General features: G+C 65.6%; 23 protein-coding genes and 1 tRNA gene. 9 read left to right on the forward strand and 15 right to left on the reverse strand.

Annotated features, from left to right (window positions below):
- Nucleotides 1–525 precede the first annotated feature (525 nt).
- Entirely contained in the window at nt 526–1,662 is a 1,137-nt protein-coding gene (locus OG587_RS11070) for an MrcB family domain-containing protein (RefSeq protein WP_329089363.1), read from the reverse strand.
- Nucleotides 1,663–1,885: 223 nt separating this feature from the next.
- On the opposite strand from OG587_RS11070, the gene OG587_RS11075 reads away from it, so the two are divergent.
- A tRNA-Tyr gene (locus OG587_RS11075) sits at nt 1,886–1,969 on the forward strand.
- Nucleotides 1,970–2,085: 116 nt separating this feature from the next.
- Here OG587_RS11075 and OG587_RS11080 read toward each other — a convergent pair.
- Nucleotides 2,086–2,469, reverse strand: coding sequence for a tyrosine-type recombinase/integrase (locus OG587_RS11080; RefSeq protein ID WP_329089364.1), 384 nt, complete (start codon nt 2,467–2,469; stop codon nt 2,086–2,088).
- Between the two features lie 29 nt (nt 2,470–2,498).
- Nucleotides 2,499–2,843, reverse strand: coding sequence for a hypothetical protein (locus OG587_RS11085; protein WP_329089366.1), 345 nt, complete (start codon nt 2,841–2,843; stop codon nt 2,499–2,501).
- 286 nt (nt 2,844–3,129) lie between these two features.
- Between OG587_RS11085 and OG587_RS11090 the strand changes: the two genes are divergently transcribed.
- Entirely contained in the window at nt 3,130–3,645 is a 516-nt protein-coding gene (locus OG587_RS11090; RefSeq protein WP_329089368.1) for a hypothetical protein, read from the forward strand.
- Between the two features lie 113 nt (nt 3,646–3,758).
- Nucleotides 3,759–4,271: a DUF4265 domain-containing protein gene (locus OG587_RS11095; protein ID WP_329089371.1), complete on the forward strand. Its 513-nt coding sequence runs from the start codon at nt 3,759–3,761 to the stop codon at nt 4,269–4,271.
- Here the strand turns inward: OG587_RS11095 and OG587_RS11100 are convergent, their stop codons facing one another.
- Nucleotides 4,272–4,988 carry a GntR family transcriptional regulator gene (locus OG587_RS11100; RefSeq protein WP_329089372.1) on the reverse strand — a complete coding sequence of 239 codons (717 nt, stop codon included), beginning with the start codon at nt 4,986–4,988 and terminating at the stop codon, nt 4,272–4,274.
- 520 nt (nt 4,989–5,508) lie between these two features.
- Entirely contained in the window at nt 5,509–5,703 is a 195-nt protein-coding gene (locus OG587_RS11105; protein ID WP_329089374.1) for a hypothetical protein, read from the reverse strand.
- Nucleotides 5,704–6,008: 305 nt separating this feature from the next.
- On the opposite strand from OG587_RS11105, the gene OG587_RS11110 reads away from it, so the two are divergent.
- Nucleotides 6,009–6,836 carry a hypothetical protein gene (locus OG587_RS11110; RefSeq protein ID WP_329089377.1) on the forward strand — a complete coding sequence of 276 codons (828 nt, stop codon included), beginning with the start codon at nt 6,009–6,011 and terminating at the stop codon, nt 6,834–6,836.
- A 199-nt stretch (nt 6,837–7,035) separates the two neighbouring features.
- Here the strand turns inward: OG587_RS11110 and OG587_RS11115 are convergent, their stop codons facing one another.
- Both OG587_RS11115 and OG587_RS11120 read right to left on the reverse strand, forming a co-directional pair.
- Nucleotides 7,036–7,572 carry a GNAT family N-acetyltransferase gene (locus tag OG587_RS11115; protein ID WP_329089379.1) on the reverse strand — a complete coding sequence of 179 codons (537 nt, stop codon included), beginning with the start codon at nt 7,570–7,572 and terminating at the stop codon, nt 7,036–7,038.
- Nucleotides 7,573–7,662: 90 nt separating this feature from the next.
- Nucleotides 7,663–7,935, reverse strand: a complete 273-nt coding sequence (locus OG587_RS11120; RefSeq protein ID WP_329089381.1) for a hypothetical protein — start codon at nt 7,933–7,935, stop codon at nt 7,663–7,665.
- A gap of 564 nt (nt 7,936–8,499) precedes the next feature.
- Between OG587_RS11120 and OG587_RS11125 the strand changes: the two genes are divergently transcribed.
- From OG587_RS11125 to OG587_RS11135, 3 genes are read left to right on the forward strand one after another with little or no spacing between them, the layout of a single operon-like run.
- Nucleotides 8,500–8,805, forward strand: coding sequence for a hypothetical protein (locus tag OG587_RS11125; RefSeq protein ID WP_329089383.1), 306 nt, complete (start codon nt 8,500–8,502; stop codon nt 8,803–8,805).
- Between the two features lie 3 nt (nt 8,806–8,808).
- Nucleotides 8,809–9,822 (forward strand): MvdC/MvdD family ATP grasp protein, encoded by a 1,014-nt coding sequence (locus tag OG587_RS11130; RefSeq protein WP_329089386.1) that lies wholly within the window; start codon nt 8,809–8,811, stop codon nt 9,820–9,822.
- Nucleotides 9,823–11,748, forward strand: coding sequence for an ABC transporter ATP-binding protein (locus OG587_RS11135; protein WP_329089388.1), 1,926 nt, complete (start codon nt 9,823–9,825; stop codon nt 11,746–11,748). It abuts the gene before it with no gap.
- Here OG587_RS11135 and OG587_RS11140 read toward each other — a convergent pair.
- Entirely contained in the window at nt 11,696–12,541 is an 846-nt protein-coding gene (locus OG587_RS11140; protein ID WP_329089390.1) for a DUF418 domain-containing protein, read from the reverse strand. The genes OG587_RS11135 and OG587_RS11140 overlap by 53 nt on opposite strands.
- Before the next feature lie 50 nt (nt 12,542–12,591).
- Here OG587_RS11140 and OG587_RS11145 point away from each other — a divergent pair, with 50 nt between their 5' ends.
- Both OG587_RS11145 and OG587_RS11150 read left to right on the forward strand, forming a co-directional pair.
- On the forward strand, nt 12,592–13,140 hold the full coding sequence (locus tag OG587_RS11145; RefSeq protein ID WP_329089392.1) for an RNA polymerase sigma factor: 549 nt from the start codon (nt 12,592–12,594) through the stop codon (nt 13,138–13,140).
- The gene (locus OG587_RS11150) at nt 13,137–13,994 is read left to right on the forward strand and encodes a hypothetical protein (RefSeq protein WP_329089394.1); all 858 of its coding nucleotides are present in this window, start codon (nt 13,137–13,139) and stop codon (nt 13,992–13,994) included. The genes OG587_RS11145 and OG587_RS11150 overlap by 4 nt, the downstream gene beginning before the upstream one ends.
- Nucleotides 13,995–14,349: 355 nt before the next feature.
- On the opposite strand, the gene OG587_RS11155 is transcribed toward OG587_RS11150, so the two are convergent.
- The 7 genes from OG587_RS11155 to OG587_RS11185 all read right to left on the reverse strand — a co-directional run bounded on the left by OG587_RS11155 (nt 14,350) and on the right by OG587_RS11185 (nt 24,421).
- Nucleotides 14,350–14,871, reverse strand: coding sequence for a hypothetical protein (locus OG587_RS11155; RefSeq protein ID WP_329089396.1), 522 nt, complete (start codon nt 14,869–14,871; stop codon nt 14,350–14,352).
- Nucleotides 14,872–14,948: 77 nt separating this feature from the next.
- Entirely contained in the window at nt 14,949–15,365 is a 417-nt protein-coding gene (locus OG587_RS11160) for a pentapeptide repeat-containing protein (protein ID WP_329089398.1), read from the reverse strand.
- A 990-nt stretch (nt 15,366–16,355) separates the two neighbouring features.
- Nucleotides 16,356–17,687, reverse strand: a complete 1,332-nt coding sequence (locus OG587_RS11165) for a UDP-glucose dehydrogenase family protein (RefSeq protein WP_329089400.1) — start codon at nt 17,685–17,687, stop codon at nt 16,356–16,358.
- Between the two features lie 37 nt (nt 17,688–17,724).
- The gene (locus tag OG587_RS11170; protein WP_329089402.1) at nt 17,725–18,897 is read right to left on the reverse strand and encodes a right-handed parallel beta-helix repeat-containing protein; all 1,173 of its coding nucleotides are present in this window, start codon (nt 18,895–18,897) and stop codon (nt 17,725–17,727) included.
- Nucleotides 18,881–20,857, reverse strand: a complete 1,977-nt coding sequence (locus OG587_RS11175; RefSeq protein ID WP_329089403.1) for a right-handed parallel beta-helix repeat-containing protein — start codon at nt 20,855–20,857, stop codon at nt 18,881–18,883. The genes OG587_RS11170 and OG587_RS11175 overlap by 17 nt, the downstream gene beginning before the upstream one ends.
- Nucleotides 20,854–23,169: a right-handed parallel beta-helix repeat-containing protein gene (locus OG587_RS11180; RefSeq protein ID WP_329089405.1), complete on the reverse strand. Its 2,316-nt coding sequence runs from the start codon at nt 23,167–23,169 to the stop codon at nt 20,854–20,856. The genes OG587_RS11175 and OG587_RS11180 overlap by 4 nt, the downstream gene beginning before the upstream one ends.
- 1 nt (nt 23,170) lies before the next feature.
- A complete protein-coding gene (locus tag OG587_RS11185; protein WP_329089407.1) occupies nt 23,171–24,421 on the reverse strand; it encodes a glycosyltransferase family 2 protein in 1,251 nt (416 codons plus the stop codon).
- Nucleotides 24,422–24,528 lie beyond the last annotated feature (107 nt).

Raw genomic sequence — 24,528 nt, forward strand, 5'->3', positions numbered from 1 at the left:
GCTTCTCGCTATGCAAACGGTGATCAAGTAGGGGATGCGGTGACTTGACCGCAGGGCTGCCGCGGGGCCTCCGCGCCTCGGGCCTGGCAGCCCTGCGGTACGGGTGCTTGCCATTGGATGACGGGGCGGGTGGCCACGGCGTAGGCCAGGCACTCGGCCCTACGCATGCGTGGATAGCCCCGGCGCTGCGTCCGGCCGCTGCTGGCGACGTTGTCGGCGTGCGTCCGCGTGGATGACCCTTGGCTGAACCCACCGCAGAATCCGCAGAATCTACAAAAATCTCCAATCAATGGCGTCTCCGCAGCTCAGCGCATGTATAGTTCGCTGTTGATCGTTATCCGCAGAATGCCGCAGAAATCCGCAGAATCGAAAAGTAAGCCGCTCAACGAGTCGGTGGGCTGAATTCTGCGGAATATTGCGGCATTCTGCGGAGGATGCTCCACCTTGGCAATCTACAGCGCTGACCTGCGAGAACGGTCCTTGAATCAACATTCTGCAGATTGTGCGGATTCTGCGGCGCCCCGTCTACTTAGAGGCCCGCTGTGCTGCCTTGAGTAAGCTTGCCCTACTCCCGGGCGTGTTGCCCTCCCACCTCCCACCGGTCCGCCAGATCGCTTCGATGTCGAGTGAGGTTAGGAGCTCGGAGAAGGCTTCACCTACTGGTTCGGAGAAGAGCGCTACCAACGCCGGGTCTGCCTTCCCATGCTCGCGATAGCAGAAGTGGCGATAAGAGAACAGCTGGCCAATGGCCTCTCGGACCACCTTTTCAGCGTTTGCCGGCACGATCTTGGCCTCGATGAGCCAGTGTTGATCATCGGCATCCACAGTTAGATCACGAGGGTGCACGTTGGTCGCGGGCACAAGCCCGCACTGCTGCATCCACTTGCCGAAGGCTTCCACGAGAGTCTCGTGGCGAGGCTCTCGTGTCTGCATTTGCGCCTTAACCTCTGCGACGTACGCCGCAGAACTCTTAGGGCGGAAGATGGGTGGCTTGGCTTTGGGTGAAGTCGTCACCTTCTTCGCTGCCGCAGTCGTGTTGATACGGCCGGGTTCCGTTGCGAGGATCTCCTTTTTGATCTCTACACAACTGGAGTACAGGGCCAGCAACCGGGTCAGATCATCGCTCAGCGTCGTGCTATCGGGCAACTGCTCGGGGTCGTACTCGATAGCTGCTACGTTGCCAACTTCGTAACCGCGGGGCAGGAAGTAGGTCGGAGCGCCCAAGTCGATCTCGCTTAGCAACCCCGCCATCGCGGCCTCGCTAAGGCCAGCTCGCAGCAGTGTGCTTTCGTTCTCAAGCTCCTGTAGAGCAGCCGCTTTCGCTGCGACCCCCTTGAGGCCGCGTGCTTCGGCGTTGAGGAGGTGTTGGGTGGTGCCTTGGTTCATGCTCAGGTACACCCGGGACAGATCTTTTCGATACAGGTAGACGACGTACAGGCCTTCCTGCGCGGTCTTGGTTACGCCGGGGTCTAGAACGGCGATCCACGGCACCACCGGCAAGCTTTGCCCTGACCCGCTGGCTCTGACGAGCATTCCGGCCGGGACTAGGTTGGCGAGGGCTTGCCGTGCTGCCTGTAGATGCCGCTGTGCCGGCTGGTTCTGGCCGGCAGGATGCTGGTACTGGTGCTCACGCACCCCCGCGAGTATCTGAGGAAGATCCATAGCAAAGGAGCGTAGGAGCTTCAGCCGACAATGTCGTAATATTTCCGTCGCCGCGGGCTCGTCTGATCACAAACGGTGTGTCCTGGAAGCTCCGTGGCGCGACGTTTCGGCATGCTGCCGGTACATCTGAAGGCTCGGCGAGGTCTTGTCGGCCGGCTTCTCAGGCAAGATCCGCTGACGTAGCGGCCAATGCGCGGCCAGACACGACCTACACAGAGAGAGTGTGCAGGTCAGAGCGTTTTCGCGGCGGGTCTGTAAAACCGTCGGCTCAGCCTACGCAGGTTCAAGTCCTGCACCTGCCACACCAGCGTAAAGAGGCCCCTCACCAGCAGAGATGCGGTGAAGGGCCTCTTCTCGTTTGTCCGGCTGTCCATGGTCGTCAACGGCGCTCTACGGGTGCTCGCGTCGTATGCGCGTCGGCGCTCAGGCGGTCTTTTGCGGGGGTTTCAGCGCCTCGGTGATCAGCTTCCGGGCGAAGTCGTCTTGGCCCACAATGCACTTGGCGTAGACCCGTAGCAGGATGTTCACGCTGTGCCCTGCCCGCTCGGCGACCTGGGGCGCGGGGACGCCGGCGTTGAGCCATGTGGAGACGCAGGCGTGCCGCAGGTCATAGGGCCGCGCGGCGAGCGGTGAGGCTGCCTCTGCCTTGCTCAGTGCTGCCGTACGTGCCTTCTGCCAGACACGGCCATAAACGCTCTCCGAGAGCGGGCCGCCGCGCTCCCCGACGAACAGGTGTCCATCGGGGCTCACGCCGTACTCGGTGAAGTGGTTCCGAAGAATGGTGACCAGGGGCGGCGGGATCAGCACCGGCCGGACTGCCTTGCGCGCCCGGTGCTTCAGCTCCCGTGACTCCCGACGTTTCCCGTTGCCCGTCCAGTCGGCCCCCACCGCCGGCGCGGAACCGCCGAGACAGAACCATCCCCCTCATCGCCGTTCTCGGCCCCGGGAAGGTCGATTTCATCAGCGGTCAGGTCTACGGCTTCCGCAGGGCGCAGGGCCGAGTAGTACATGACCGCGAAGAACGCCGTCAGTTGATCCATCGTTTTTTCAACTGAGGTCAACAGCGCCGCGGCTTGCTGCGGGTTGACCACGCGGCGGGGAGAGACTTCCTCGGCAACCTTCGGGGTCTTCCATTTCACGCTGATCAGCGGGTTACTGGTCAAGAGCTTCGCCGGGCTCACCGCGTAGCCCAGGATGTTGTAGAAGACCGCACGTTTGCGGGCGATGCTGGAGAGATCGACCTACAATCGGTCATTCACTTGTCCGACTGAGTTGAAGATAGCTTACAGTAACTTGTCCGCACAAGTGATTGAATTGAAGAGTGGCTGGGAGCCGAGGGTCAGCAGTACCTGTCAACGCATCCGGACGCTGCCCTGATCAGGCTGAAATCGGTACCGATGTGTCCAGACGCCACTGAGGAATCGATCAACAGGGCACTGCTCGACAGATAACTCGTACGATCCACGAGTGACCGATCAACAGGTGGAGACGAGCCCGGTACTCAGACGGGCCATGATCGCCGTTGCTGTCTTGCTGGGAGACGGGGTGCTTTTCACCGCAGCTGATTGGATCTTGGGGCGTGTTCGGCGCCGCGGAGTGCTCTGCGATGGGGACAGCGTCTTTTGCGCCGGAGGGGAACCGACCCGTGCGGAGTGGTTGGCGGAGATGCAGGTTCGCAACACTGTTGCGTACCCGCTGTTGGCAGCCGTGGTCGTGATTCTGGCGCTGACCGCCGCAGTCGCCTGGAAGTATCGTCGCAGGGAAATCGTGCTGACCCAGAGCCTCGCGCTCCTTCTGGCCTTCACACTGCTGGTTGTGTGGAAGCCATACAGGCACGCAGAGGACTTCCAGCCTCCTCTGCTCGGCAGTCGTATGGATGTGGCCACAAATCATCAGCCGCACAAAGCGACCTCCTCATCTGTTCGCAAGCCCCACAGAGTGGCGCTCGAACTCGCCAGCATCTCTGGGCTGCTTGATCGCTGAGCGGCGTCGGAGCCAACCGGCACATGAAGTTGCTTTTCGCAGCATGGCTGAGTGTCCGGCTCACTCTCTCGGGCGTCTTAGCAGTGCTCGGTGCTCAAGGAGAATGCGCGATCATGTCGGTCATGGCCTCCATGACTTCGCCGGAGTACGGCACTACCGAGAACTACCGGATCAAGGTCTGGTTCCGGTTCGTGCCACGTGAGGGCTGGCTTCCCTACAGCACCGAGGGGATCTGGGCCACGCGGCTCGGCGAGGACACCGCGCGCCTGGACAACGTCCCCTTCCTACAGGAGGGGGTGGCCGAGGGAGATGTCGTGCGGTTCGTTACCGATGCCGACGGCCTTCACTGGTCCACGGAGCGGGTGGAAGCGTTGGGAAACTGCACCGTTCGGGTCCTGCCTGTTCCCAGCGGTCCACTTGGGGCAAGCGCCGAGGCCGTGCATGAGCGGTTGGCGCCGTTCGGCCTGGGGGGAGAGGTCTTCAGTAAGGAACTGCCGCTGGTCGCCTTCAACGTGCCGGCCCGCGCGGAACTCGGCCGGATAAAGGCGCTACTGACGCGTGGCGAGGAAGACGGTTGGTGGCACTTCGAGGCTTCCTGCGTCACGGATGTCTGGCGCAACGCCTAGTTAGCTCACCGGGTAGACGTCCTGGAGTTCGTGAAGGTCACCGGGGAGCGCCACGCTCATCACCAGGAGCACGGCCCCGGCAGCATCATGCACGCTGGCCAGCACACCCATGACGGGCTTCGAAGAGCCGAGCAGCTCGGCCTCTTCCCTGGTGGGGTTGCGCGCGGTCAGCCGCTCGGTGACGTGATCGAAGCGCAGATGCTTCACCGCCTGGAGGTGATGGCGCACCCCGCGCGCGAGCGGTTCGGGCTTGTCGACGTCGGTGCCCAATGCGATCTCCAACGGGAACCACAGAGTTTCCACCGCAGACAGCCGACCACCCTGTTTGGCCACTCGTCGACGCGAGATGACTGGGGTCTTGTCCTCAACGCCGAGAAGGCGGGCAATGTGGCGAGGAGCCGGAACACGGGCGACGTCGGTGACCATGTCACCGCTCTCGGCCTGCTCGGCCACGGCCAGCCCCGGCCGGATGCGATCGACGGCACTCTCGGGACGGCCCTTCACGAACGAGCCGCGGCCGTGCTCACGCTCGATCCAGCCCTGCATGGCCAGCGTCTGAAGCGCCCGCACCACCGTTGTGCGACCTACGCCGAACTCGCGGACGAGCTGCGTCTCCGAGGGCAGCATGTCACCGGCCGCGTACTGCCCGGCCTCGATGCGCTCCTGAATCGTGCCCATCACCTGGGCATACTTCGGAGGGGCGAAATCCTTGCTCATCTTGACCGCCCGATCACTCTTCCACTTGTCTGCACAAGTACAGTACCGGCTAAGAGCAGCCCTGTCAGGACCCGCGACAGCAGGAAACAACTATCGGGCCAGCCCTGCCAGAACTCTGATCCACACCACCCGCGCCTGAGCAGGCGACCACGCGTCACTGTGAAACACGGTCACCTTCCCTTTGTCCTGAACCGTCTTACGAATGAACGACAACCCGCCCGCATCGCACAATTCGTAAAACGTCACCCGATGCTCATGACAGGTCCAGGCCACCACCCGAACCCGCCCGAAACGCCGCGACCTATGCCAGGCCAAAGGCATGCATCCCGGAGCAGCCGGCACGAGATGCTCGGACAGACATGACACGCCCCGTCGGGAGAAATGCTCACTCACGATTCCCGCCGCTCGAAACGCACCGAACCGGCCAGATCCACGGTGGCGTGAAATGGCGTCCTCACCGGCATCGACCAGGCCGCCCGGGAAGCTCGCAGCCCCATCGGTCGAACAGGAACCGGTGCCGTCACATCATCAGCACCCGGTTCTGCTCGTCGACCACCACGGCGATCGCCGCCCGATCCGGATGCACCGCGTGATGCTCGAACCGCTTCCCATCCGGGATCGCCACATCGACGAGCCCCAACCGGATCCACCGGTTGTCATAGATCAGCCGTTCCCCGTGCACGATCCACCGCGACCGCTCTTCGTTGGTAGTCACCAGCGAAGTTACCGCTCCACATCCCCGACGTACACGGGCATCGGGACAGAGTCACTGCAGACATTCGTCGAAGAGAATCAAACCCATGTTCTTCTCAACTTGGAAGGATCGGGCCCCACCCCTGAATACCGAAGGTGGTCTTATCAGGTTTGCCCACGAAATCTTGTCCCCGATCGCCTTCCTCGATGAACCGGAGAGCACGGGCGACACGTCCTAGTGGGATGCGATCTTTTCGGGTAGTTCTCGTTCTGCTCTTCATCGTCGCCCTCACCGGGTGTGACCGTTCGGAAGGCAGGACCGAGCAGTTGGATCATGTCGTCGCCGCTTCCTGCCCGAAGATGTCAAGCCCGGATCTGCTCTCCATGCCGCGCCAGGTGCTTCCCGACGGCTTCGTCCCGGTCCAGGTCATCCGCTGCCGATGGGAATCCCGCTATCTGCCCGGCAAAGGACGTTGGGAAATCGTGGTCGAGGAGCACGCCGACGGTCCGGCGAGCGAGCTGATGAGTGAGTTGCGCCGCCCCTCCGAAAAGTCGATATTCAGCCAGAACTGCCTGATGGTGGGCATCGTGGTCGACTACTTCGTCGTGGTGGACTCCTCCGGCAGGGCGGTGCTGCCCGATGCGCCAACCAGCGTGTGCGGTGGGCCGTTCAAGTCCGTCCTGGACGCCATCCGTCGTCTGTCGTACCGGGTCGACAAGCAGACGCCCATTCGCAGAGTTGAGAGCGAAAAAGCCTTCCGGGCCGGCTGCGGTGACGAGTACAGCGACTTGATCTACCGTCTGGGACGGCCAGGGGCAGCCGCGCGGATCTGGAATCCCCCGCCGACGGGTCTGCGGGTGTGCGTCTTTCGTATCGCGGAGAAGATCTCCGGCAGGGCCAAGACCTCGAACACGCTCACAGGGAGGTTCGAGTCCTCGCACATCCTCAAGGGTGACCGCCTGCGCTCTCTGCTCACCGCCCTGGATACCGCGCCGGCGACCGACTGCCCGAGCGACCACACCCGATTCGCAGTACTGGACCCCGGCCATCACACACGGGCGTACGTCGAGCTTGACGGCTGCCGTAACCTGATGCGCCCCGACGGAACCCTTGGCCGTCTCACCCCGGATGCCGTAGCACTTCTCACCGATTGATCAAACCCGCCGGATGCTCAACGATCAGGAACTGAAGACGGCACCAAGGAGATCCCGCCAGGCCGCCACAGGACGCCGCCACAGATCATTGCCGAATTAATTTTTTATGGATCAAGGTCTGCCTCATTGGCGCACAGATTTGCTTTGTCGTCACCATCGGGGACATCGAGTGCCGCATCCTTGAATGCCGATCTCGGTGCTATCTCACCTTGGCGGCTCGAACGGCGGCGGGAACCTGCTGGAGATAGAGCCGGAATCCTTCTGCTTCCGGCTCGAAGCCCAGCGAGGTATAGAGGCGATGGGCGCCATCGGTGGCGTGGCGCTTGTGAGACAGGAGTTGGACCTTGTTGCAGTTGGCGGATCGAGCGTCGCTGAGGAGCCGGTGCATGATCGCGGTGGCTATACCTTTGCGGCGATGGTCGGCGGCAATCACGACTGCCTCGACAAACGCGGTCGGGGCACAGCCGTAGGTCAGGTTCGGCATCGTCATCATCGTCGCAGTCCCGACCACCTGCCCGTCAACCTCAGCAAGATAGACGGTGAGGTCGACGGACCTCATCATCCGCATCCAGGTTTGCCGTTCGAGATCCGAAATAGGGCCGGGACCGTCATCGCCAGAGTCACGTTGGGCGTGAACCCGCAGGACCGCTGGTAAGTCCTCCGGGAAAGCAGTTCGAACAGTGCAGGTTATGGCAGCGTCTACCACCTGATCAGCATGCCCGACTTGAGCGGTCATCGCCACCAGGACGACGGCTGCAAAGCCGATGGGGCAAACGTTGGCTGACGCGACACCAGTCCAACCCTGAGCCTGGAAGCCGGTACCGCCCTACGATCGCCTGATGACGGTTGATCCCCGTGCATGGTCGGGGGCGATCGACGGTCCGGGACTTCGTTCCTGATGACGGTGCGGCCGAAGCGTGCACGGTTCGATGGGCGGGGACTGGAACAGGACGACGGGCACCTGGTCAGCGACGGCGTTGAGCAGGGCAGTCGTTAGATCGTGCTGGCCGGATGCGGCAGATATGCCGAGGACGTCGGGCTTCTTGTCACCTACGGCGTCGACGAGCTCGTCGAGAGTGGTTTCGAGTTGCGTGTCCATCAGCTCGACCCCGCGGGCGAGTGTGGAGCGAGCGGCACGAGCCAGGTCACTGATCCCGAGCGGGACCGAAGCCCTCGCAGGCAAGGGGGTGATCCCCTTGAGCTGACCACCCGCCGGGACATCACATGGCCACCAATCCGGACATCACACAATCACCCATCTGGAAGACCTGATAGCCGTTGACAGGCACACATGGTCCGTGTCATCTTTTTTCAGGAAAGATCAGTGATCTTCGGGAGGCGTGATCCAACGGGGAGACGAACCGTATCGCTGGCCGACGTTTCTACGGCTCGACCACCCAGAGTTACACGGCGGCTATCTCGTCGTCCCTGCCAAGCCTACGGGGTCGCGTGCGCGCTGCAGGGTGAGCAGTGCGGCGCCGCTCGCTTATCTATACGAAATCGGCTCCGAGTTCGAGCCGGAAAACGAACTGAGGCTGGCCGCCGGCCATTACGACGCGACCCATCTGGTCTGGTCCTTCTCCGGCGAGGTTTCAGGGCTCAGTGGGATCACCGAACCAACCACATTAGAAATAAAATCCCCGCAGTAAGAAAAAGGTAATCCATGTCTAACGTCATCACGCCGCCCCCGCTCCGTACCAGCCGTCCCTTCCTGTCACCGGACCACGCCAACATCGACCTGTCATTGATACCGGGATCCGAGGGCGACGAGCGGCCGTTCGCCTACGCCTACGCCGAGCCGTGGAATCCGGCCTTCGTCGACGGCCCTGACCCCCAGGCCGGTTACTACGATCCCGAATCCCAGACCTGGGTTGCCCCGGAGGGGGACATCACGGCCGGATACAGCTCGTACACCAGATCATATTACAGCCCGCCGTTCGACAAGACCCTCGACGACATTTGCGCCTGAGACATGGTCGCACGATCACCTGAGGTCCTGATACTCACGCAGGACTTCGATCCCACCGTCGACCCGGTCGTCCGGAGCCTGAAGTCAAAAGGCGCAAGGGTCGTCCGAGTCGACACCAGCTACTTTCCACAGACGCTCAGTCTCACCACCTCCGACTTCGGGGGCGGGCGGCAGGTACTCAGACACCGCGACAGCGAACTCGACCTCAGCGCGATATCCGGCGTCTGGTACCGCCGGCCCACCGCGTTCGAGTTCGGTGACGAGATGGGGGAGGCTGAGCGGCAGTTCGCCCGCTACGAGGCGCTGCACGGCGTCGGCGGGATCCTCCGCGCGACCGACTGCCTGTGGATCAACCGTCCCGATATCGACGCGGTCGCCGATCTCAAGCCGTACCAACTCGCGACGGCGAAGAAGTTCGGAATGCGGGTTCCCCGGACACTGCTGACCAACGACCCTGACGAGGTCGCCAGGGTGCTGGAAGGAGGTGAAGGGAAACTGGTCTACAAATCCTTGAGCGGAGGTGTGATCCACTATCCCGGCGCCTTTCCGTCCGGATTGCTCACCACCGTGGTCGGGGATGAGATCCAGGAGCATCTGGGCCGGGTGCGCCACACGATGTGCCAGTTCCAGGAGTACATCGAAAAGGCGTACGAGGTGCGGCTCACCGTCATCGGGAACACCTATTTCCCCGTGACGATCGACTCGCAGCGCCGTGAGGCGACCCAGGTCGACTGGCGGGCCGAGCAGGATCAAATGCACTACGGCGACTATCAGCCGCTTCCCGAGCAGATCGTCAAGCAGACACAGGCATTGTTGGAAGAACTCGGGATCGTCTACGGCGCACTGGATTTCATCGTCACACCGGATGGTGAATACGTCTTCCTGGAGGCCAATCCCACCGGCCAGTTCATGTGGATGCAGAATGACCTGGGACTACCGATGAGCGACTGCATATCCGACCTCCTGATGGAGGGAGGGCCTTTCCAGCGCGGCGAGGTGAAGCAGGTCGGCTACTGAATGAGCGATCCCTCGCTCTCACCGGTCACCGTGGCCGAGTTCACGGAGCCGCCGCAGGTCGAAATGCGGCGGCTCCCCGGGCTCCTGGGCGGCGCGCTCAGGCTCACCTTGGCCGCGGCTCGTCGTGAGTTCCTCCTGATCACAGCGCTGCAGGCGGTTGGCGGACTCGGTCTGGTGTTGCCCATCCTCGGTGGCCGTGACCTGCTGGACGGGATCCTGGTGGCGGGAGCCGGATCGTCACTGGCCGAGATGCTGCTACAGGGCGCGCTGATCCTCGGCCTGCTCGGCGTCATCGGCCTCGCCACCGCCGTGGCGGCCTCCCGCGACGACGTTCTCAGCGAGCAGCTGAACCGCTACGCCCTGGGACGCGTCCTGGACGTCGCCTGCACCATCGAGCTGGAGCAGTTCGAGCGCCCCGAGTTTCACAACCGGCTGGAACGCGCCTCGATGAGCGCCCGGATCCGTCCGCACCAGCTCACCCAGGGACTCGGCGCGCTGACCAGCGCGGTCATGAGCACCGTGGGGATCGCGCTCGCCCTGGCCGCCATCGAGCCCCTGCTGGTCCCGGCCACCCTCCTGGCCGGGGTGCCGCTGTGGTTCGCGGGCCTCAGTAGCGGGCGGGTGCTCTTCGACACGCTGTTTCGGCTCACGCCCGCCGAACGCGAACGCAGCTACCTGCTCGACGTCCTGACCACCCGCCGTGCCGCGAAGGAGATCCGTGCCTTCGGCCTCGCCGGTTACCTGCGAGCACGGTGGGAGCGGCGCACCGACGAGCGCCTGGCCGAGATCAGGGTGACCGCGCGGCGGCGGTTGCGGATCACCATACTGGCCCGCCTCACCAGCGGCGTCGCGCTGGGATCGGTTCTGGGCCTGGTGCTGGCGATGGCCGTGACAGGTGGGATGGCCGTCGCCGACGCCGGTGCCGCCGCCACGGCGGTCCTGTTGCTCGGCGTACGGCTGCGCGCCGCTGCCGCAGGCACCGATCAGCTCTTCGAGGCTGCTCCGTTCCTACAGGATCTGCAGGGATTCGTCGCGTTGGCTCCCGGGTCAGCACCGCCCCCGCGGCCGCCGGAGCTTCCGCGACCCGGGAAGGCCCCGCGGGCCTCGACGTCACCGCCGTCCCCGCAGGCACGTCCGGAGCCGGTCGGTTTTCAGCGGCTCAGGGTCGAGAACCTGACTTTCCGCTACCCATCGAGCCAGCACCCAGTGCTGCGGGATGTCAGCATGGAGATCGGCGCAGGCCAGGTCGTCGCCCTGGTCGGTGAGAACGGCTCGGGGAAGACCACCTTGGCAAAACTGCTGTCGCACCTCTATCGGCCGCAGGCCGGGCGGATCCTGTACGACGACGTCGATGTGACCGCAGCCGATCCAGATCGGCTGCGCCATTCGATCACGGTACTGTTCCAGGACTTCCAGCGCTACCTGCTCTCGGCCGCCGACAACGTCGGGATGGGCCGCTGGGAGAGGGCCGACGATCGTGCCGCCGTGATGCAGGCGGCCAGGGCGGCCGGTGCCCACGACCTCCTCACCGCGCTGTCCCAGGGATATGAGTCGCTACTGGGACCCGAGTTCGTCGGCGGCATCGACCTATCCGGCGGGCAGTGGCAGCGTGTCGCCCTAGCGCGCGCCTTCTTCCGGGAGGCCCCGTTCATCATTCTGGACGAGCCCACCGCCGCCCTCGACGCTCGGGCCGAACACCTGCTCTTCGAGCAACTGCGCACCCTGTTGGCCGGGCGCACGGTGCTGCTCATCTCTCACCGCTTCGCCACCGTACGGATGGCCGATTACATCTACGTACTCGATGGCGGCCAGGTGGCCGAGCACGGCACGCACGACCAGCTGATGTCCGCGGAAGGGCGCTACGCCGAGCTTTTCACCCTCCAGGCCGCGAGCTACCTTGATCCTCAGCCTCGGAATTCGGGGTGATGTCGGGTGCGCCGCTCGGACTCGGCGCAAACCTGGGTTTGACCGAGGTCGTGTCGATTCCTATGGTGAACGATTCGACTTCCGTTACGAAGATCACTGACTGGAGGAGGTAGCAGGTCAGCGACCATTGGCCGCACGCGGCCAGGGCCCTGACGACCGGGCCGGGATGGCCGCGCCGCATCCGGCCGACGGCGAGTCCGATGATGGCCGCGTACGCGAGTCCGCCGGCGATGCCGGTCACGCTGTGCAGTGCGTACATCGACACGGCGACCATGTCCGATGGCGTCCAGATGCGGGTGTCGATCAGCATCAGCGGCACCGCGCCGGCGAGGGCCGGTCCGGTGCCCAGGACGGCGACCCGGGAGAGCAGGTCCCGGTGGGAGATGGGGTCTTCCAGCAGGCGGCGTCTTGCCGCCCAGATCCCGAACAGGAAGGCCGGCACGACGCCGGCGGCGAAGTAGGTGGGCGTCATTCCGGACCAGCCGATGAGCCGCATCACGGTCGCCTCGATCGGGTCCGCCATGGCGGCGGGCGTGTCGCCCTTGGGCGCGGAGATGGTGAGCAGTCCGAAGCCGAACAGGATCACGACGTGCAGTACCAGCCCTACGGCGGCGGCCCGTAGCACGACCTTGTCCTCGCGCCGGATGAACCCGACGAGCACGAGCCCGACCAGCCCGTACGCCCCGAGGATGTCACCGAAGAACCGACCTTTCTGGCTCTGATCCGCTCGTGATGAAGTAGTGGCAGAGCGTGAGTCGTATTGGCCGGTAATTCTGCGATCGCTCGCGGACACGTAGGGATTGAAACCCCCTGAGCGTTCGGAAGGTCTGACGAGGATGACGCGTGGATGAAACAGACAACCGGTCTCGGTTCGAGGCCGTGTACCGGCGAACGTACGAGCAGATCCTCGGTTACGCCATGCGGCGCTGTTCCTGCGCCGAGGACGCGGCCGATGTCGTGGCCGAGACCTATGTGATCGCCTGGCGGCGGATGGATGAGCTCCCGCACGGCGAGGCCGGCAGGCTCTGGTTGTACGGCGTGGCTCGACGGGTCCTGGCCAACCACCGTCGTGGCGAGCGACGCAGAGCCACCCGGCATGCCGAGCTCACGGCCCAGGCCGAGCTTCTCTACCCTCCGGCCTTCCCCCTGAGCGGGCCTGACGAGGTGGGCCAGGCCCTGGACACGCTTTCGGACGATGATCGCGAGCTGCTGACCCTGGCCGTCTGGGAGGATCTCGACCCCGGACAGATCGCCGAGGTGCTGGGCTGCTCACGAACCGCCGCCCGCACCCGCCTGTACCGGGCCCGCAAGCGCTTCACCAAGGCCCTGCAGCAGATCCGCCCATCGGCCTGTCTCGAAACGCGGCCTCTCGTCGAGAAGGAGTCACGATGAACAATCAGATCCTCAAGAACCGGGCAAAGGTGCTGGACGAGGACCTGGCCGGCCGGGCATTCTCCGCTGAGGCGGACGCGCTGCTGGCGGAGATCGTCCTGCTGGAGCAGGCTCCGGCCCAGCGACGACGCATGCCCTCTCCTCGCCGCGTCCTGCTCGGCGTGGCCGCGAGCGCCGTCCTGGCGGGAGCCCTGGTCGTCGGGCCGTCCCTGATCGGGGCGTCCGAGCGGGTGTATGCCAGTCAGGCCGTGACGATCGACCGTGACGGCGACGGGTACGTCTTCTACATCACCGACGGTGATCCCACCCCCGCCGAGCTGGAGAAGGCCTTCCACTCGGTCGGTCTGGACAAGGTCACAGTGAAGCTGATCCCCGTGTCGCCGCAGGAGCGAGGACCTGTCTTCGGGTTCGACAGGCCCGACCTCGAGGGGGGCGCGTCGGCGACCGTGTTCGATTGCGCCGAGCGTGTCGAAGGATGCCTGAAGGCCTTCCGCGTCGCCGCGGACATCAATGGGCCCGCGCAGTTCTTCCTGGGCCGTCCCGCGAAGCCCGGCGAAAAGTACGCCTTCCGCGCCGACGCGAGCTGGCCAGGTGAGGCGCTGGCGGGTGTCAAGATCCAGGGACGTTCCGTCGAACAGGCGGTGAGCGTCGTACGCAAGCATGACTTGAAGGTGGCCTATGAGCTCGACTGGCCGGCGCGGAATGGGGGCCGGGGCGGCCACACGGAGCAGAACGTGCCTGCTTCCAGCATCGATCCCAGATGGTCGGTCTCGTCGGCTGAAACCTACAACGATGGCGTGATCGTTCTACGCGTCGTGCCAGGCCTGGACGCGACCCGGCCGCCCGGCTTCTGACCAATGCAGGATCGATGAACACACGTCGCCCCCAACGTCCCCCACAACGGCGGGCCCTGGGGGCGGCGTCCTCGCGCGCCCTCGATGTCCGGGCGGCAGTAGAAGCTCTCGATGCCGTAGTGGGAGCGAAACGCGGTCCAGCGTTCGTTCTCCACCCGCTGGCGCGAGAATCCCAGGATCTGGGCGACCGCGGCTTTGAGGTTGTCGTAGCGGATCTTGCCGAAGGGCACCCTGCCCAGCACGCCCAGCACGCCCAGCACGCCCAGCACGTGGACATGGCCCTCGAAGAACGCCTCCTGACCGCAGGAGAGGAAGACCCTTCTGCACTAACCCAGAGCGAGGAATCTCGCGGGCCTCATCCTTGGAAGGGCTCGACGTCCAGAACGATCATTTTCTCCTGGCGGAAGCGATCCAGGTGCGTGTACCAGCCTTGGTCTGGGCGGATCTGGTGGAACCTGAACGTTGCGTTGGTATCGCCCGCCGAGATGATGCAGCGCACCGGAGTGAGCGGTTCGAGGGCGTAGACGAGCTTGGAGAACTCCAGCGCGAACGCGACCGCATGCAGGAGCAGGATCCGCTGGTCATCCTCGGTGATCACTGGAGCGTCGTCGACGGTCGTGGCATCCACCGGGACGAAGTCCTCCAGGTGGAAGGAACTGTCGTCGCATTCCCACCGGTTGAGATCGTCGAGGAACAACCGTGCATTTTCAGCCCCGGTGGAGTCGGCCCAGGTCAGCACTTCCCCATGATGGGTGATACCGCGGGCCACCCATTCTTGCAGGCCCGGCGCCAGGCCTCCGGGCGGCTCCACCCCACCGAGTCCCGTCAGGACACCAAGGGTCTTGACCGCCACATCGTTCATCTTCAGCGAGAGCACGCCGACCAGGATCTCAGCTGGACCGGCGTGTAGTTCCTGGCAGGTCTGGCGTGATGCTCGTCGAAGCGCTTGGGTGGTTACCGGGCCCAGCCGATGACCTGGTCGATCTGAAGATCATTGGTGATGGCGTCGTCGAACCTGGCGCCGGTGACGTCGGTCAGGCCGTGCGGTGGCGCACCGGTGTTGACCAGCCCTAACTGCCCTGCAGTCAGGTTGGTGTCGCGCAGATCAGCGTCCCGGAGATCACATCCGGCCCAGCTCACGTCCCTCAGCGATGCGCCTCGCAGATCGGCGCCCCGCAGGTCGCACAGTATGAAGGAGCAGCCATCCAGGGTGGCATGACGAAGGTCGGCTCCGACGAAGGAACACCGCTTGAACCACAGGTGCATCGCCTGTAGCGAGGTTAGGTCCTGGCCGTCGAACACCTGGCGGCTGACGGCGGTGTAGCGCGTAAGCGCACTGAGCGTCTGTCTCGACGGCGCTCCATCAGCCATGGACGCGATTGTGTCACCTCTGCCGACGCTCCGGCCTCTTGATTAACCGGGTGGGCTGTCCCAGGTATCGCCGTTGCCGGCCTGTTGCCGTAGACGGTCGGCCTGTTGTTTCTTATCCGCGATATGGTAGAGGCTCTCTTCGAGTGCTGCGACTTCGCCAAGCCATTGCATCTGATGGGCCTCTTTCAATCGCTCGCGGGTGTTATCTGCGATTTGCAGCAGGCGTGGTACTTGGGCGAGGCCGAGCCGCAGTATCGGGCAGCGAACGCAGGCGTGTTCGTGCTGGCAGGGGGCCGTAGGGGCGGTGGAAGTTGCCGAGGGCGACCTTGCGAAGGCTGAAGTGGTCACGGAATTCCAGCCATTCGGAGTCGGTCGATTCGCGATACTCCTCGCTCGGGCGGTGACCTCGCCGATCGGAGATGAACTGCCGGTGGTGGCCCGCTCCACCTGACGGGAAATACGCGGGATGATTTTCCTTGTTTGGGTTCCCGCGCGACGCGCGTACCTCACCCAGTCTGATCTTCCCCTCCGCCTCGTCCCACCCGGAGGACAGCGGGCCGGAGACGGAGAAGCAGGCCCGTCTTCGTGTGTCCATCGCCGGCCGATCTCCTCGGTCATCGGATGCCGACGGTCACAGACGGGTTTGAGCCGGAAGAGTTGGTTTGCCGGGCTCTGCCTGGGACGTGGCAGGCGGGACGATCAGGCTCTACGTCAGCCACCTACGTTCTCCGGCGACTCGGTCGCGATCATTCCGGAGCCGAGCGCGGTGGCGAAGGGGAAGAAGGAAGGGGACATGACCATGAAAGACCCCGCCTGGCATCGCTTTGGCGGGGTCTTTCATGGTGTGCGGATGGTTCTGCGAGGATCGGCTACTCGGCCGCTCGGGACTACTCGGCTCCTCGGGACCACTCGGTTACACGGCTACGTCTCGGTTACGTGGCCACGTACTGGCTGTACGGCCGCGTTCGACGTCGTTCACGGGCGGCTCGGTCAGGGGCAGCCCAGAGCCCGGTATTCCCAGCCCTCCGCGCGCCAGGTGTTCGCGTCGAGCGCGTGCCGGCCGTCCACGATCCGGGGGTATTTGACCACCTTCGCCAGTGCCGAGGGCTCGATCTCGCGGAACTCGGCCCACTCGGTGAGCAGGACCACCACGTCCGCGTCGCGGGCCACGTCCAGTGCGCTCGTGCCGTACCTGAGCTCCGGATAGGTGCGGCGCGCGTTGTCCAGCGCGGCCGGGTCGTACACCCGGACGTTGGCGCCCAGCCCGTGCATGGTCCGGGCCACGTCCAGTGCCGGGGCGTCCCTGATGTCGTCGGAGTTGGGCTTGAAGGCCGCCCCCAGGCAGGCGATCCTCTTGCCGTCGAGCTGGCCGCCGAGCAGTTCCCTGACCAGGTCGATGGTCCGGGAACGCCGGCGCCGGTTGATCGCGTCGACCTCGCGGAGGAAGGAGACGGCCTGGCCGACACCGATCTCCTCCGCCCGGTGCGCGAAGGCCCGGATGTCCTTGGGCAGGCAGCCGCCGCCGAAGCCCAGACCGGGCTGGAGGAACCGGCCGCCGATCCGGTCGTCGTAGGCGAGAGCCTTGGCCAGATCGCGGACGTCGGCCCCGGTGGCCTCGCAGACCTCGGCCATCGCGTTGATGTAGGAGATCTTGGTGGCCAGGAACGAGTTGGCGGCCACCTTGACCAGCTCCGCGGTGGCCAGATCGGTGACCACCACCGGGGTGCCGAGGTCGAGGATCGGCTGGAACGCCGCGGCCAGCCGCTCGCGCGCCCACTCCGAGGTGACGCCGAACACGAGCCGGTCGGGCTTGAGCGTGTCGTCGACCGCGAAGCCCTCCCGCAGGAACTCCGGGTTCCAGGCCAGCTCCACCTCCTCTCCCGCCGGGGCCAGCTCGCGCAGCAGGCCGGCCAGGCGGGCGGCGGTGTTCACCGGGACGGTCGACTTGCCGACCACCAGGCAGCGCCGGGTCAGGTGGGCGGCCAGGTCACGTACGGCGGCGTCGACGTAGCTCAGGTCGCAGGCGTCCGAGCCCGGCTGCTGAGGGGTGCCGACGCAGACGAAGTGGATGTCGCCGTGCTCGGCGGCCTCCGCGTAGGAGGTGGTGAACCGGAGCCGGCCCGATGCCAGGGCCTTGCCCAGCAACTCGGGCAGGCCGGGCTCGAAGAACGGTACCTCCCCGGCCTGCAGTCTTTCGATCTTCTTGCTGTCCACGTCGAGGCCGACGACGTCGTACCCCAGCGACGCCATACAAACCGCGTGCGTCGCCCCGAGGTAGCCGGTTCCGATCACCGTCAGTCGTGGGAGCTCGGCTTCGCCCATGTCCGTCTTTCCTATCTACTTGTCCTTGGGGCCGTGTTTAGGAACAGTCACCGGTTTTGGAAATGATGCCGCCGGTGACCTTGTTGTCGCAGGCGATCGTGTTTCCGCCGGCTGTGTCGTTGATGCCGATGCCGCCTGAATTGCCAAGATTGATGATGTTGGCCCGGAACACGTTGCCGGTGCCCCAGCCATTCACGATCTTGTGGGTCTGGAAGCCGTCCGCGTTGGTATTGCTACCGGTATTACCTTGGATGAGATAGCCGTTGCCCTTGACGTCGACCCAGGAATCGTTGTGCTTGGAACCGCCGAGGGTGGAACCGTCGAAGATGTTGTCGACGATGTGACCGTCGGAGGTGCCCTCCTTGATGTCGATCGCCTCGGCGGTGGCCCGGATGACGTTGCCGCGCACGACGTTGCGATCGCTGCGGTCCATCTTCCCGCCGGAGTAGGCCGCCCAGTTGCTTTGCGCGGTGCCGAGGTAGACGCCCTCGCCGAACTTCTCCCGGCGCAGGCCGGTCGCGTAGATCATGCAGTACTGGACGGTGTTGTCGCTGCTGAAGTTGCGCAGGTGAATGGCCTCGTCCCCGATGTGGTGGACGGTCAACCGCTGGATGATCGTGTTACTGGTCTGGTCGGCCATCACTCCCTTCTGGCTGTTGCGGACGGTGAAGCCGACCAGCCGCCAGTGGCTGACCCCGTTGAGGTGGAAGGCGTAGCCCTTCTTGACCCCGCCGCCGTCGATGATCGCCTCGGGCGGGCCGCAGACGAAGATCGGTTCGCTCTCCGTCCCCGGGATCGTCGCCACGAACCGGCCGCTGTAGACGCCGGGCTCCAGTGCGATCACCGCGCCCGGCTCGACCGCCTCCAGGGCTTCGGTGAGCCCGGCGGCGTCGCTGACGGTCACCGTGGCCTCGGGGCAGTCGACCATGCCTTTCCCGGTGGGGACGGCGATGTCGGGCGGCTCCTGCGAAGCGACGAACTCCTCCACGTCTTCCTCTTCTTCCTTCTCTTCCTCTTCCTCCGCCGGCGCGGTGTCGTTCTCCGACTGCGAGGCCGGCGTGTCCGCGCTCCTCGGCCGGATGTCCTCGATCGGGGTGCCCGAACCCTCCGCGCCGCCGAACAGCCCGCGCAGCAGCACCACGACGATGATCGTGATGGCCGCCCCGGCCAGCATTCCCACCAGGGTCTTTCTGTCAATGTCCAGGCGCATCGCCCAAACTCCTCTCCGCTGAAGTCCGGGCGGTGGCGGTTCTCAGGAGCCGAGCCGGTCGCTCTTCCATCAGTGTCTGCTTCTCGTATGGACGAACGAACCGCTGGCCGACCCGCGGGCCGTCGCCGCGCAGTGCCCGGAGCGCCGAGAGCACGATCAGGGAGATCACTCCCAGCCAGATCAGGTTCATCGGCTTGGCGATCCGCTTGACCATCGTCCAGAAGCCGGCGGTGTCCTGCCAGCCGGCGGTGTTGTTCTGCTCGACCGTCGTGGTTCCCTTCGCCCGGCTCGTGTCGAGCGCGCTGCGGCCGGCACCGCCCAGGGTGTTTTCGGTGATCTTGGTGCCGTTGGCCGTGCCGAGCAGTGAGATCGCGTGCAGTGAGGCGGACTCGACCGTGTTGGCGGAGATGGTGGCCTCGGAGTTGCGGAGGTAGATCGCGGTCTGGGTGTCCCGCACGATGTTGCCGCTGATCCGGGCACCCCGCACCCCGTCGCGGAGCGCGATTCCCTGGCTGCGCTGGCCGGTGAGGCGGTTGCCGGTGACCCGGACCCCGGTGGCGTCCTGGCTCACCACGATGCCCATCTCCCCGCCGATCACCTCGGTGGTCTGTACGACGAGTTTGACGCCGCCCTGGATCTCCACGCCGTAGCGGCCGTTGTCCCGCGCCGTGCTGCTGGTCACCGAACTGCCGCCGAAACTGCGCAGCGACTCCCCGGACGCCGACGGTCCCCGGGCCAGCGGCAGGCCGCTGATGGTGAAGCCGTTGCCGTTGTTGCGCTCGGCCTCCGAGCCGGTGATCGTGACGTTCTGCGTGCCTCTGGACAGGACGAAGCCGTCACCCCTGCTGCCGGTCACGCTGGTGTTCTCGATGGTGGCGTTGCGCGCGAACCGGTGCAGCAACACCCCGTGGACCAGGCTCCCGGTGACCGAGACGTCGATGATCCGGGTCTCGTTGGAGGCCGTGATGAAGATTCCGTACGCGTTGCCGGTGATCTTGGTGTCGGTGATGTCGCCGGTGACCAGGTTGGCCTCGGGCATCCGGTAGGAGACCCTGCCCCGGCCCGCTCCGTCGGTGATCTCGATCTGGTTGCCGTCGCCCCTGCTCGGCACGAGCAGGCCGTTGGGCAGGAGCGCTCGCTGCTGGGCGGCGGTCGGCTTCGGCGAGGGGGTGGACGACGACTGCGGGAGGGAGGACTGCGGGGGCGTGGCGGGGAGGGCCACCAGGTCCGCGTTCTTGGTCGGCCGGTCGCTGCCGGTCAGCGCCAGCCCGCCGGTCGGGCCGCTCCAGAATCCGAGATATTCCACCACCGCGTGGCTCATCTTGAGTTCCCCGCCGACCACGCGCAGGTAGGCGCGCCCGTCGGAGACCTTGGTGTCCGCCGTCCTGTCGTGCGCGTTCCAGCTCGTTATCCGCACCGGGTTCCGTGCCGAGCCGTTGATCCGGATGTTCGCGCCGAAGCCCACGATCGAGACGAAGGCGCCGGGGTCGCTGCGCATCCGGATCACCAGCGGGCCGGTCGCGTTCTGGAGCACCAGTTTGGCACCCGGGCCGGCGAACAGGTTGATGCCGAGCACGTAGGAGTCGTCCGACTGCTTCTGGAAGTACTCCTGGCCCAGGCGTTCCAGGTCGGCGATCCGGTACGGCTCGCGGCGCTGCGGCAGCACGAGCGTCTGGCCGTTGGCCGAGCTGGAGATGTGCGGCACGCGGGATCTCGCGGCGGCGGGTCCGCCCCGGGCCAGCGCCGAGGACAGCGTCGCGCGGGTCTGCATGATCCGCAGATCCTCCTGGTCGACCAGGGCCGACTGCTGCTGAGCCTCCGCCTGGGACACCTCGTTGACACCGGGAGGCGGGGCAGGACGATCGACGTAGGAGAGGTACGCCCAGGTGCCGGCCGCGGACAGGACCAGTACCAGGACCATGAGGAGGGAGCGGCCCTTCCGCCGGCGTGGGCGGCTCATCCCCTGCCTCCCACGGGGGCCGAGTCGGTGTGCAGCGACGACGGCTGCCGGCGCCGCGAAGGATGTCCGGCCGCGGGCGTCGAGCGGTCCGGCGCGGGCGGGGCGGCATGGCGCAGCAACGCGAATCGCCCCTCGCCGAGCAGCTTCTGCTGCTCGTAGGGGTTGCGGATCTCCCTGTGGCGTTGCCGCCGTTCGAGGACGCCGCGGGATCGGATCGCCGACACGATCACCAGGAGGATGACCGCGGCCCAGATCACGTTCATGGGCTTGACGTAGCGTTGGGCCTTGACCCAGAACGACGACGTGTCATTCCACTGGTCCTCGTCGTTGTTGTGCTTGTTCACCGTGTCGCCGGCCCGTGCGACGCTGATCGCGCTCGTCCCCGAACCGATGACGGTGTTGCGGGTGACCTCGGAGCCCGTGGCGTCGCCGACCACGGTGATCCCGTGGGCCTTGGGAGTCGACAGGGTCGTGATCTTGTTTCCGACGATCATGCCGACGGAGTCGCGTAGATAGATCCCGGTGACGGTCCCCGTGATCGTGTTGCCGGCCACATGCGCACCGGTCGCCCCGTCGCGCAGTGCGATCCCCTGGCGGCGCTGGTTCGTCAGCTTGTTGCCGGAGATCTGCACCCCGCTGGCGCCCTCGCGTACCACGATGCCCATGTCACCGCCGATGATCTCGCTGGTCTGCACGGCCAGCCGGCTGCCGCCGAGCACCTCGACGCCGTACCTTCCGTTGTCGCGGGCGGTGCTGTTGCTGACCGAACTGTCGCCGTAGACGGCGAGCGACTCGCCACTCGCGGACGGGCCTTCCGCGAGCGCCCGCCCGTTGAGCGTGAAGCCGTTGCGCTTGTTCCGTTCGGCCAGGCAGTCGACGACCTTCACCTTCTCGGTCGCCCGTGACAGCACGAAACCGTCACCGCCGCTGCCGATCACCTCGGTCGCCTCGATCGTCGCGTTCTTGGCGAACCGGTGCATGAACACGCCGTGTACCAGGCTGCTAATGATCTTGTTGTTGATGATCTGTGTCTGGTTCGAGCCGGAGACGAAGATCCCGTAGGCGTCGCCGGTGATGACGCTGTTCTTGATCGATCCGGACACCAGTTCGTCGGCGAGCACGTGTGAGGCGGTACCGGGGCCGATCGGGATGGTCTCCACGTCGCCGAAGTTGCCCCCGCCCCGCTCGCCCTTCTTGGTGTTCGCCAGCCGCTCCTGTTTGTCCTGGTGGCGCTGGTCCTTCGTCCGGTGCCGGTAGACGCTGGCCGGTCGCTCGGTGCCGGTGAGCGCGATGCCCCCCGTACGGCCGCTCCAGAATCCCAGATGGGAGATCTGCGCGTGGTTCATCTCGAACTCGCCGCCGACCGCCCGGATGTAGGCGCGGCCATCGGTCGTGGTCGTGTCCGGCTTCTTGGTCCGCACGTCCCAGCTGGTGATCCGCACCGGTTTCTTGGCGGTGCCCTTGATCTCGATGTCGCCACCGAACGCGATGATCGAGCTGAACGAACCGGGCAGGCTGCCCATCCGCAGCGTCAGCGGACCGCGCAACTGCAGGCGCGCCCCGTCGGCCACGAAGACATGGACTCCGAGCAGGTAGGAGCCGTCCTTCATCCGCCGCAGGTACCGGCCCTTCTCGACGCCCGCCAGGTCCTTGAGGGTGTACGGGGCCTCGGTGCTGCGCGCGGGCAGCACCAGCGTCCTGCCGTGCGCCGACACGAAGATCTGGGGCTGCTTGCGCTGGGCGGCCGCGACACCACCGGTCTGCAGCATGGCCGTGAGCGCGGCACGAGTCTGGATGATCCGCTGGTCCTCGACGTCCACCAGGGTCGCCTGTGCCTCGGCGTCGCCCGCGGTGAGGGTGCCGGCCTTCAGGATCGCGTCGTCCGCCATGATCGCGTCTTCGACCAGGGCCGGGGTGTCCTCCTCGGCCGGGTCGGCTGTCGGAGCCGGTCCGGAGGTCGAGGCCGGTCCGGAGGTCGGGGCCGGACGGGTGGTCGGTCGCGAGTCGTCTCTCGTGGCCGGACCGGTTGTCTGGGTCGCACTGGCAGTCGGGGTCGGTTTGACGGTTGGGGTCGAGGTGGCCTTCGGGGGAGGGGAATCCTCGGGGGAAGGCTTTTCCTCGGGCACCGGCTCGTTCAGGAACGGGTTGTTGTCCGGTTTCGCGCTGCCCGTCGGAGATGGGTCGGCCCCCGAGTTCACTTCGGAGTCACCCGGGGGGTTGGGGGACGAGAGGGCGGCAGCGGCGGCCGGCCCGATCCCCAGCCCGAACGCCAGCGTCACGGCGCCCAGCAGAACAGGGATGGGACGTGCCATCTCAGGCCATTCCCTTGAGTGTGGCGGCGCTCTGACCCGCCCCGCCCACCTGGTCGGAGGTACGGGTGAGCCAGCCCTGCTTGTTCATCGTCAGGAACGCGTACAGCTTGATCGGCAGCGCGATCATGATGACCACCAGGCAGAGCAGCGGCAGCAGCAGGATCTCCCCGGGGTGGCGGCGCAGGTGCGACCAGCCGCGCACGCCCCGGCCGAGGAGCAGCCAGCCGACGGCGAGCCCGATGCCCAGTGGGGTGAGCTCAAGCCTGCTGAAGAACAGGTAGGCGAGCGTGACGCCCATGGTCACCGGGGTGAGCAGGATCTGTAGCACGGTCACCTTGGTGACCAGGGGAGTCTTCCACAGCCATCCCTTCCACAGCGCGGTCAGGTAGCAGCGGTAGGAGTTCCGGCTCCACCGGACGCGCTGCTTGACGAAGGCGCGGAAGGAGTCGGGGAACATCGAGATGGCACGGGCCGAGGACTGGTGCACGGTCTTGTACCCGGAGGCGAGGACCAGCCAGGTGAGCCGGCCGTCGTCGCCGGCGATGCACCGGCGGCCGAGGAAGAACTCGTTCTCCAGGTGGGTGAGGACCGGGAGGATGGCCTCGCGCCGGTAGGCGGCGGTCCGACCGGACAGGCAGGCCACCCCGCCCCTGCTGCCCATCGCCGGCACGTAGTCGTAGTAGCGCAGGTTGACCAGCCAGTCCGCGATGCGTCGCCAGACGCTGCTGGTCCGCTGGAACACGTTCTGCTGGGTGCCGACCCCACCGACAGCCGGGTCTTCGAAGGGCATCTGCACGGCGGCCAGCAGGCCGGGCTGCCACCAGGTGTCGGAGTCGGCGAAGACCACGACCTCGCCCCGGGCCGCTCGGATGCCCACCCCGAGCGCGGAGCGCTTGCCCGAGTGCTCGTACACCAGGACACGCAGCCGAGGGTCTGTCACCTCTTGGAGCTTGGCGTGGCAGTCGGTGTCCGCGACGTCCACAACAATGATCACTTCTTGCGGGTCCTGGGCCAGCCAGGTGGCCAGGCAGCGCACCAGGATCTCGGCGTCCTCCCGATAGGACGGGACGACCACGGAGACCGTGGTCCGGTAGCTGTTCACGACCGGCTTGGCCAGCCGGGACAGCACCACCCGATAGATCCACAGGCCCCAGACGAGCAGGCCGGCCAGGCCCAGAGGGATCAGGTCTCGCCAGGTTCCGTTGGCGCTGGAGCGAACGATCCATTCATAGACAGCATCAAACCAACCCAAAGCGGACTCCACTGATCCTCTTGGGCGGATCGTCCCAAGATGCCCATGTTTAAACCGGTGATGGGGACATTACTGGGCCCACCCTTGTTAAGTATCTTGGAACGGTA

This window comes from Streptosporangium sp. NBC_01469 (genome assembly GCF_036227305.1).
Classification (GTDB): Bacteria; Actinomycetota; Actinomycetes; order Streptosporangiales; family Streptosporangiaceae; genus Streptosporangium.

Excerpts from the sequence above, each read along its gene's own strand:
- OG587_RS11070 (WP_329089363.1), bottom strand. The coding sequence starts at position 1,662 with ATGGATCTTCCTCAGATACTCGCGGGGGTGCGTGAGCACCAGTACCAG.
- OG587_RS11095 (WP_329089371.1), top strand. The coding sequence starts at position 3,759 with ATGTCGGTCATGGCCTCCATGACTTCGCCGGAGTACGGCACTACCGAG.
- OG587_RS11100 (WP_329089372.1), bottom strand. The coding sequence starts at position 4,988 with ATGAGCAAGGATTTCGCCCCTCCGAAGTATGCCCAGGTGATGGGCACG.
- OG587_RS11115 (WP_329089379.1), bottom strand. The coding sequence starts at position 7,572 with ATGACCGCTCAAGTCGGGCATGCTGATCAGGTGGTAGACGCTGCCATA.
- OG587_RS11120 (WP_329089381.1), bottom strand. The coding sequence starts at position 7,935 with ATGGACACGCAACTCGAAACCACTCTCGACGAGCTCGTCGACGCCGTA.
- OG587_RS11125 (WP_329089383.1), top strand. The coding sequence starts at position 8,500 with ATGTCTAACGTCATCACGCCGCCCCCGCTCCGTACCAGCCGTCCCTTC.
- OG587_RS11130 (WP_329089386.1), top strand. The coding sequence starts at position 8,809 with ATGGTCGCACGATCACCTGAGGTCCTGATACTCACGCAGGACTTCGAT.
- OG587_RS11135 (WP_329089388.1), top strand. The coding sequence starts at position 9,823 with ATGAGCGATCCCTCGCTCTCACCGGTCACCGTGGCCGAGTTCACGGAG.
- OG587_RS11150 (WP_329089394.1), top strand. The coding sequence starts at position 13,137 with ATGAACAATCAGATCCTCAAGAACCGGGCAAAGGTGCTGGACGAGGAC.
- OG587_RS11160 (WP_329089398.1), bottom strand. The coding sequence starts at position 15,365 with ATGGCTGATGGAGCGCCGTCGAGACAGACGCTCAGTGCGCTTACGCGC.
- OG587_RS11165 (WP_329089400.1), bottom strand. The coding sequence starts at position 17,687 with ATGGGCGAAGCCGAGCTCCCACGACTGACGGTGATCGGAACCGGCTAC.
- OG587_RS11170 (WP_329089402.1), bottom strand. The coding sequence starts at position 18,897 with ATGCGCCTGGACATTGACAGAAAGACCCTGGTGGGAATGCTGGCCGGG.
- OG587_RS11175 (WP_329089403.1), bottom strand. The coding sequence starts at position 20,857 with ATGAGCCGCCCACGCCGGCGGAAGGGCCGCTCCCTCCTCATGGTCCTG.
- OG587_RS11180 (WP_329089405.1), bottom strand. The coding sequence starts at position 23,169 with ATGGCACGTCCCATCCCTGTTCTGCTGGGCGCCGTGACGCTGGCGTTC.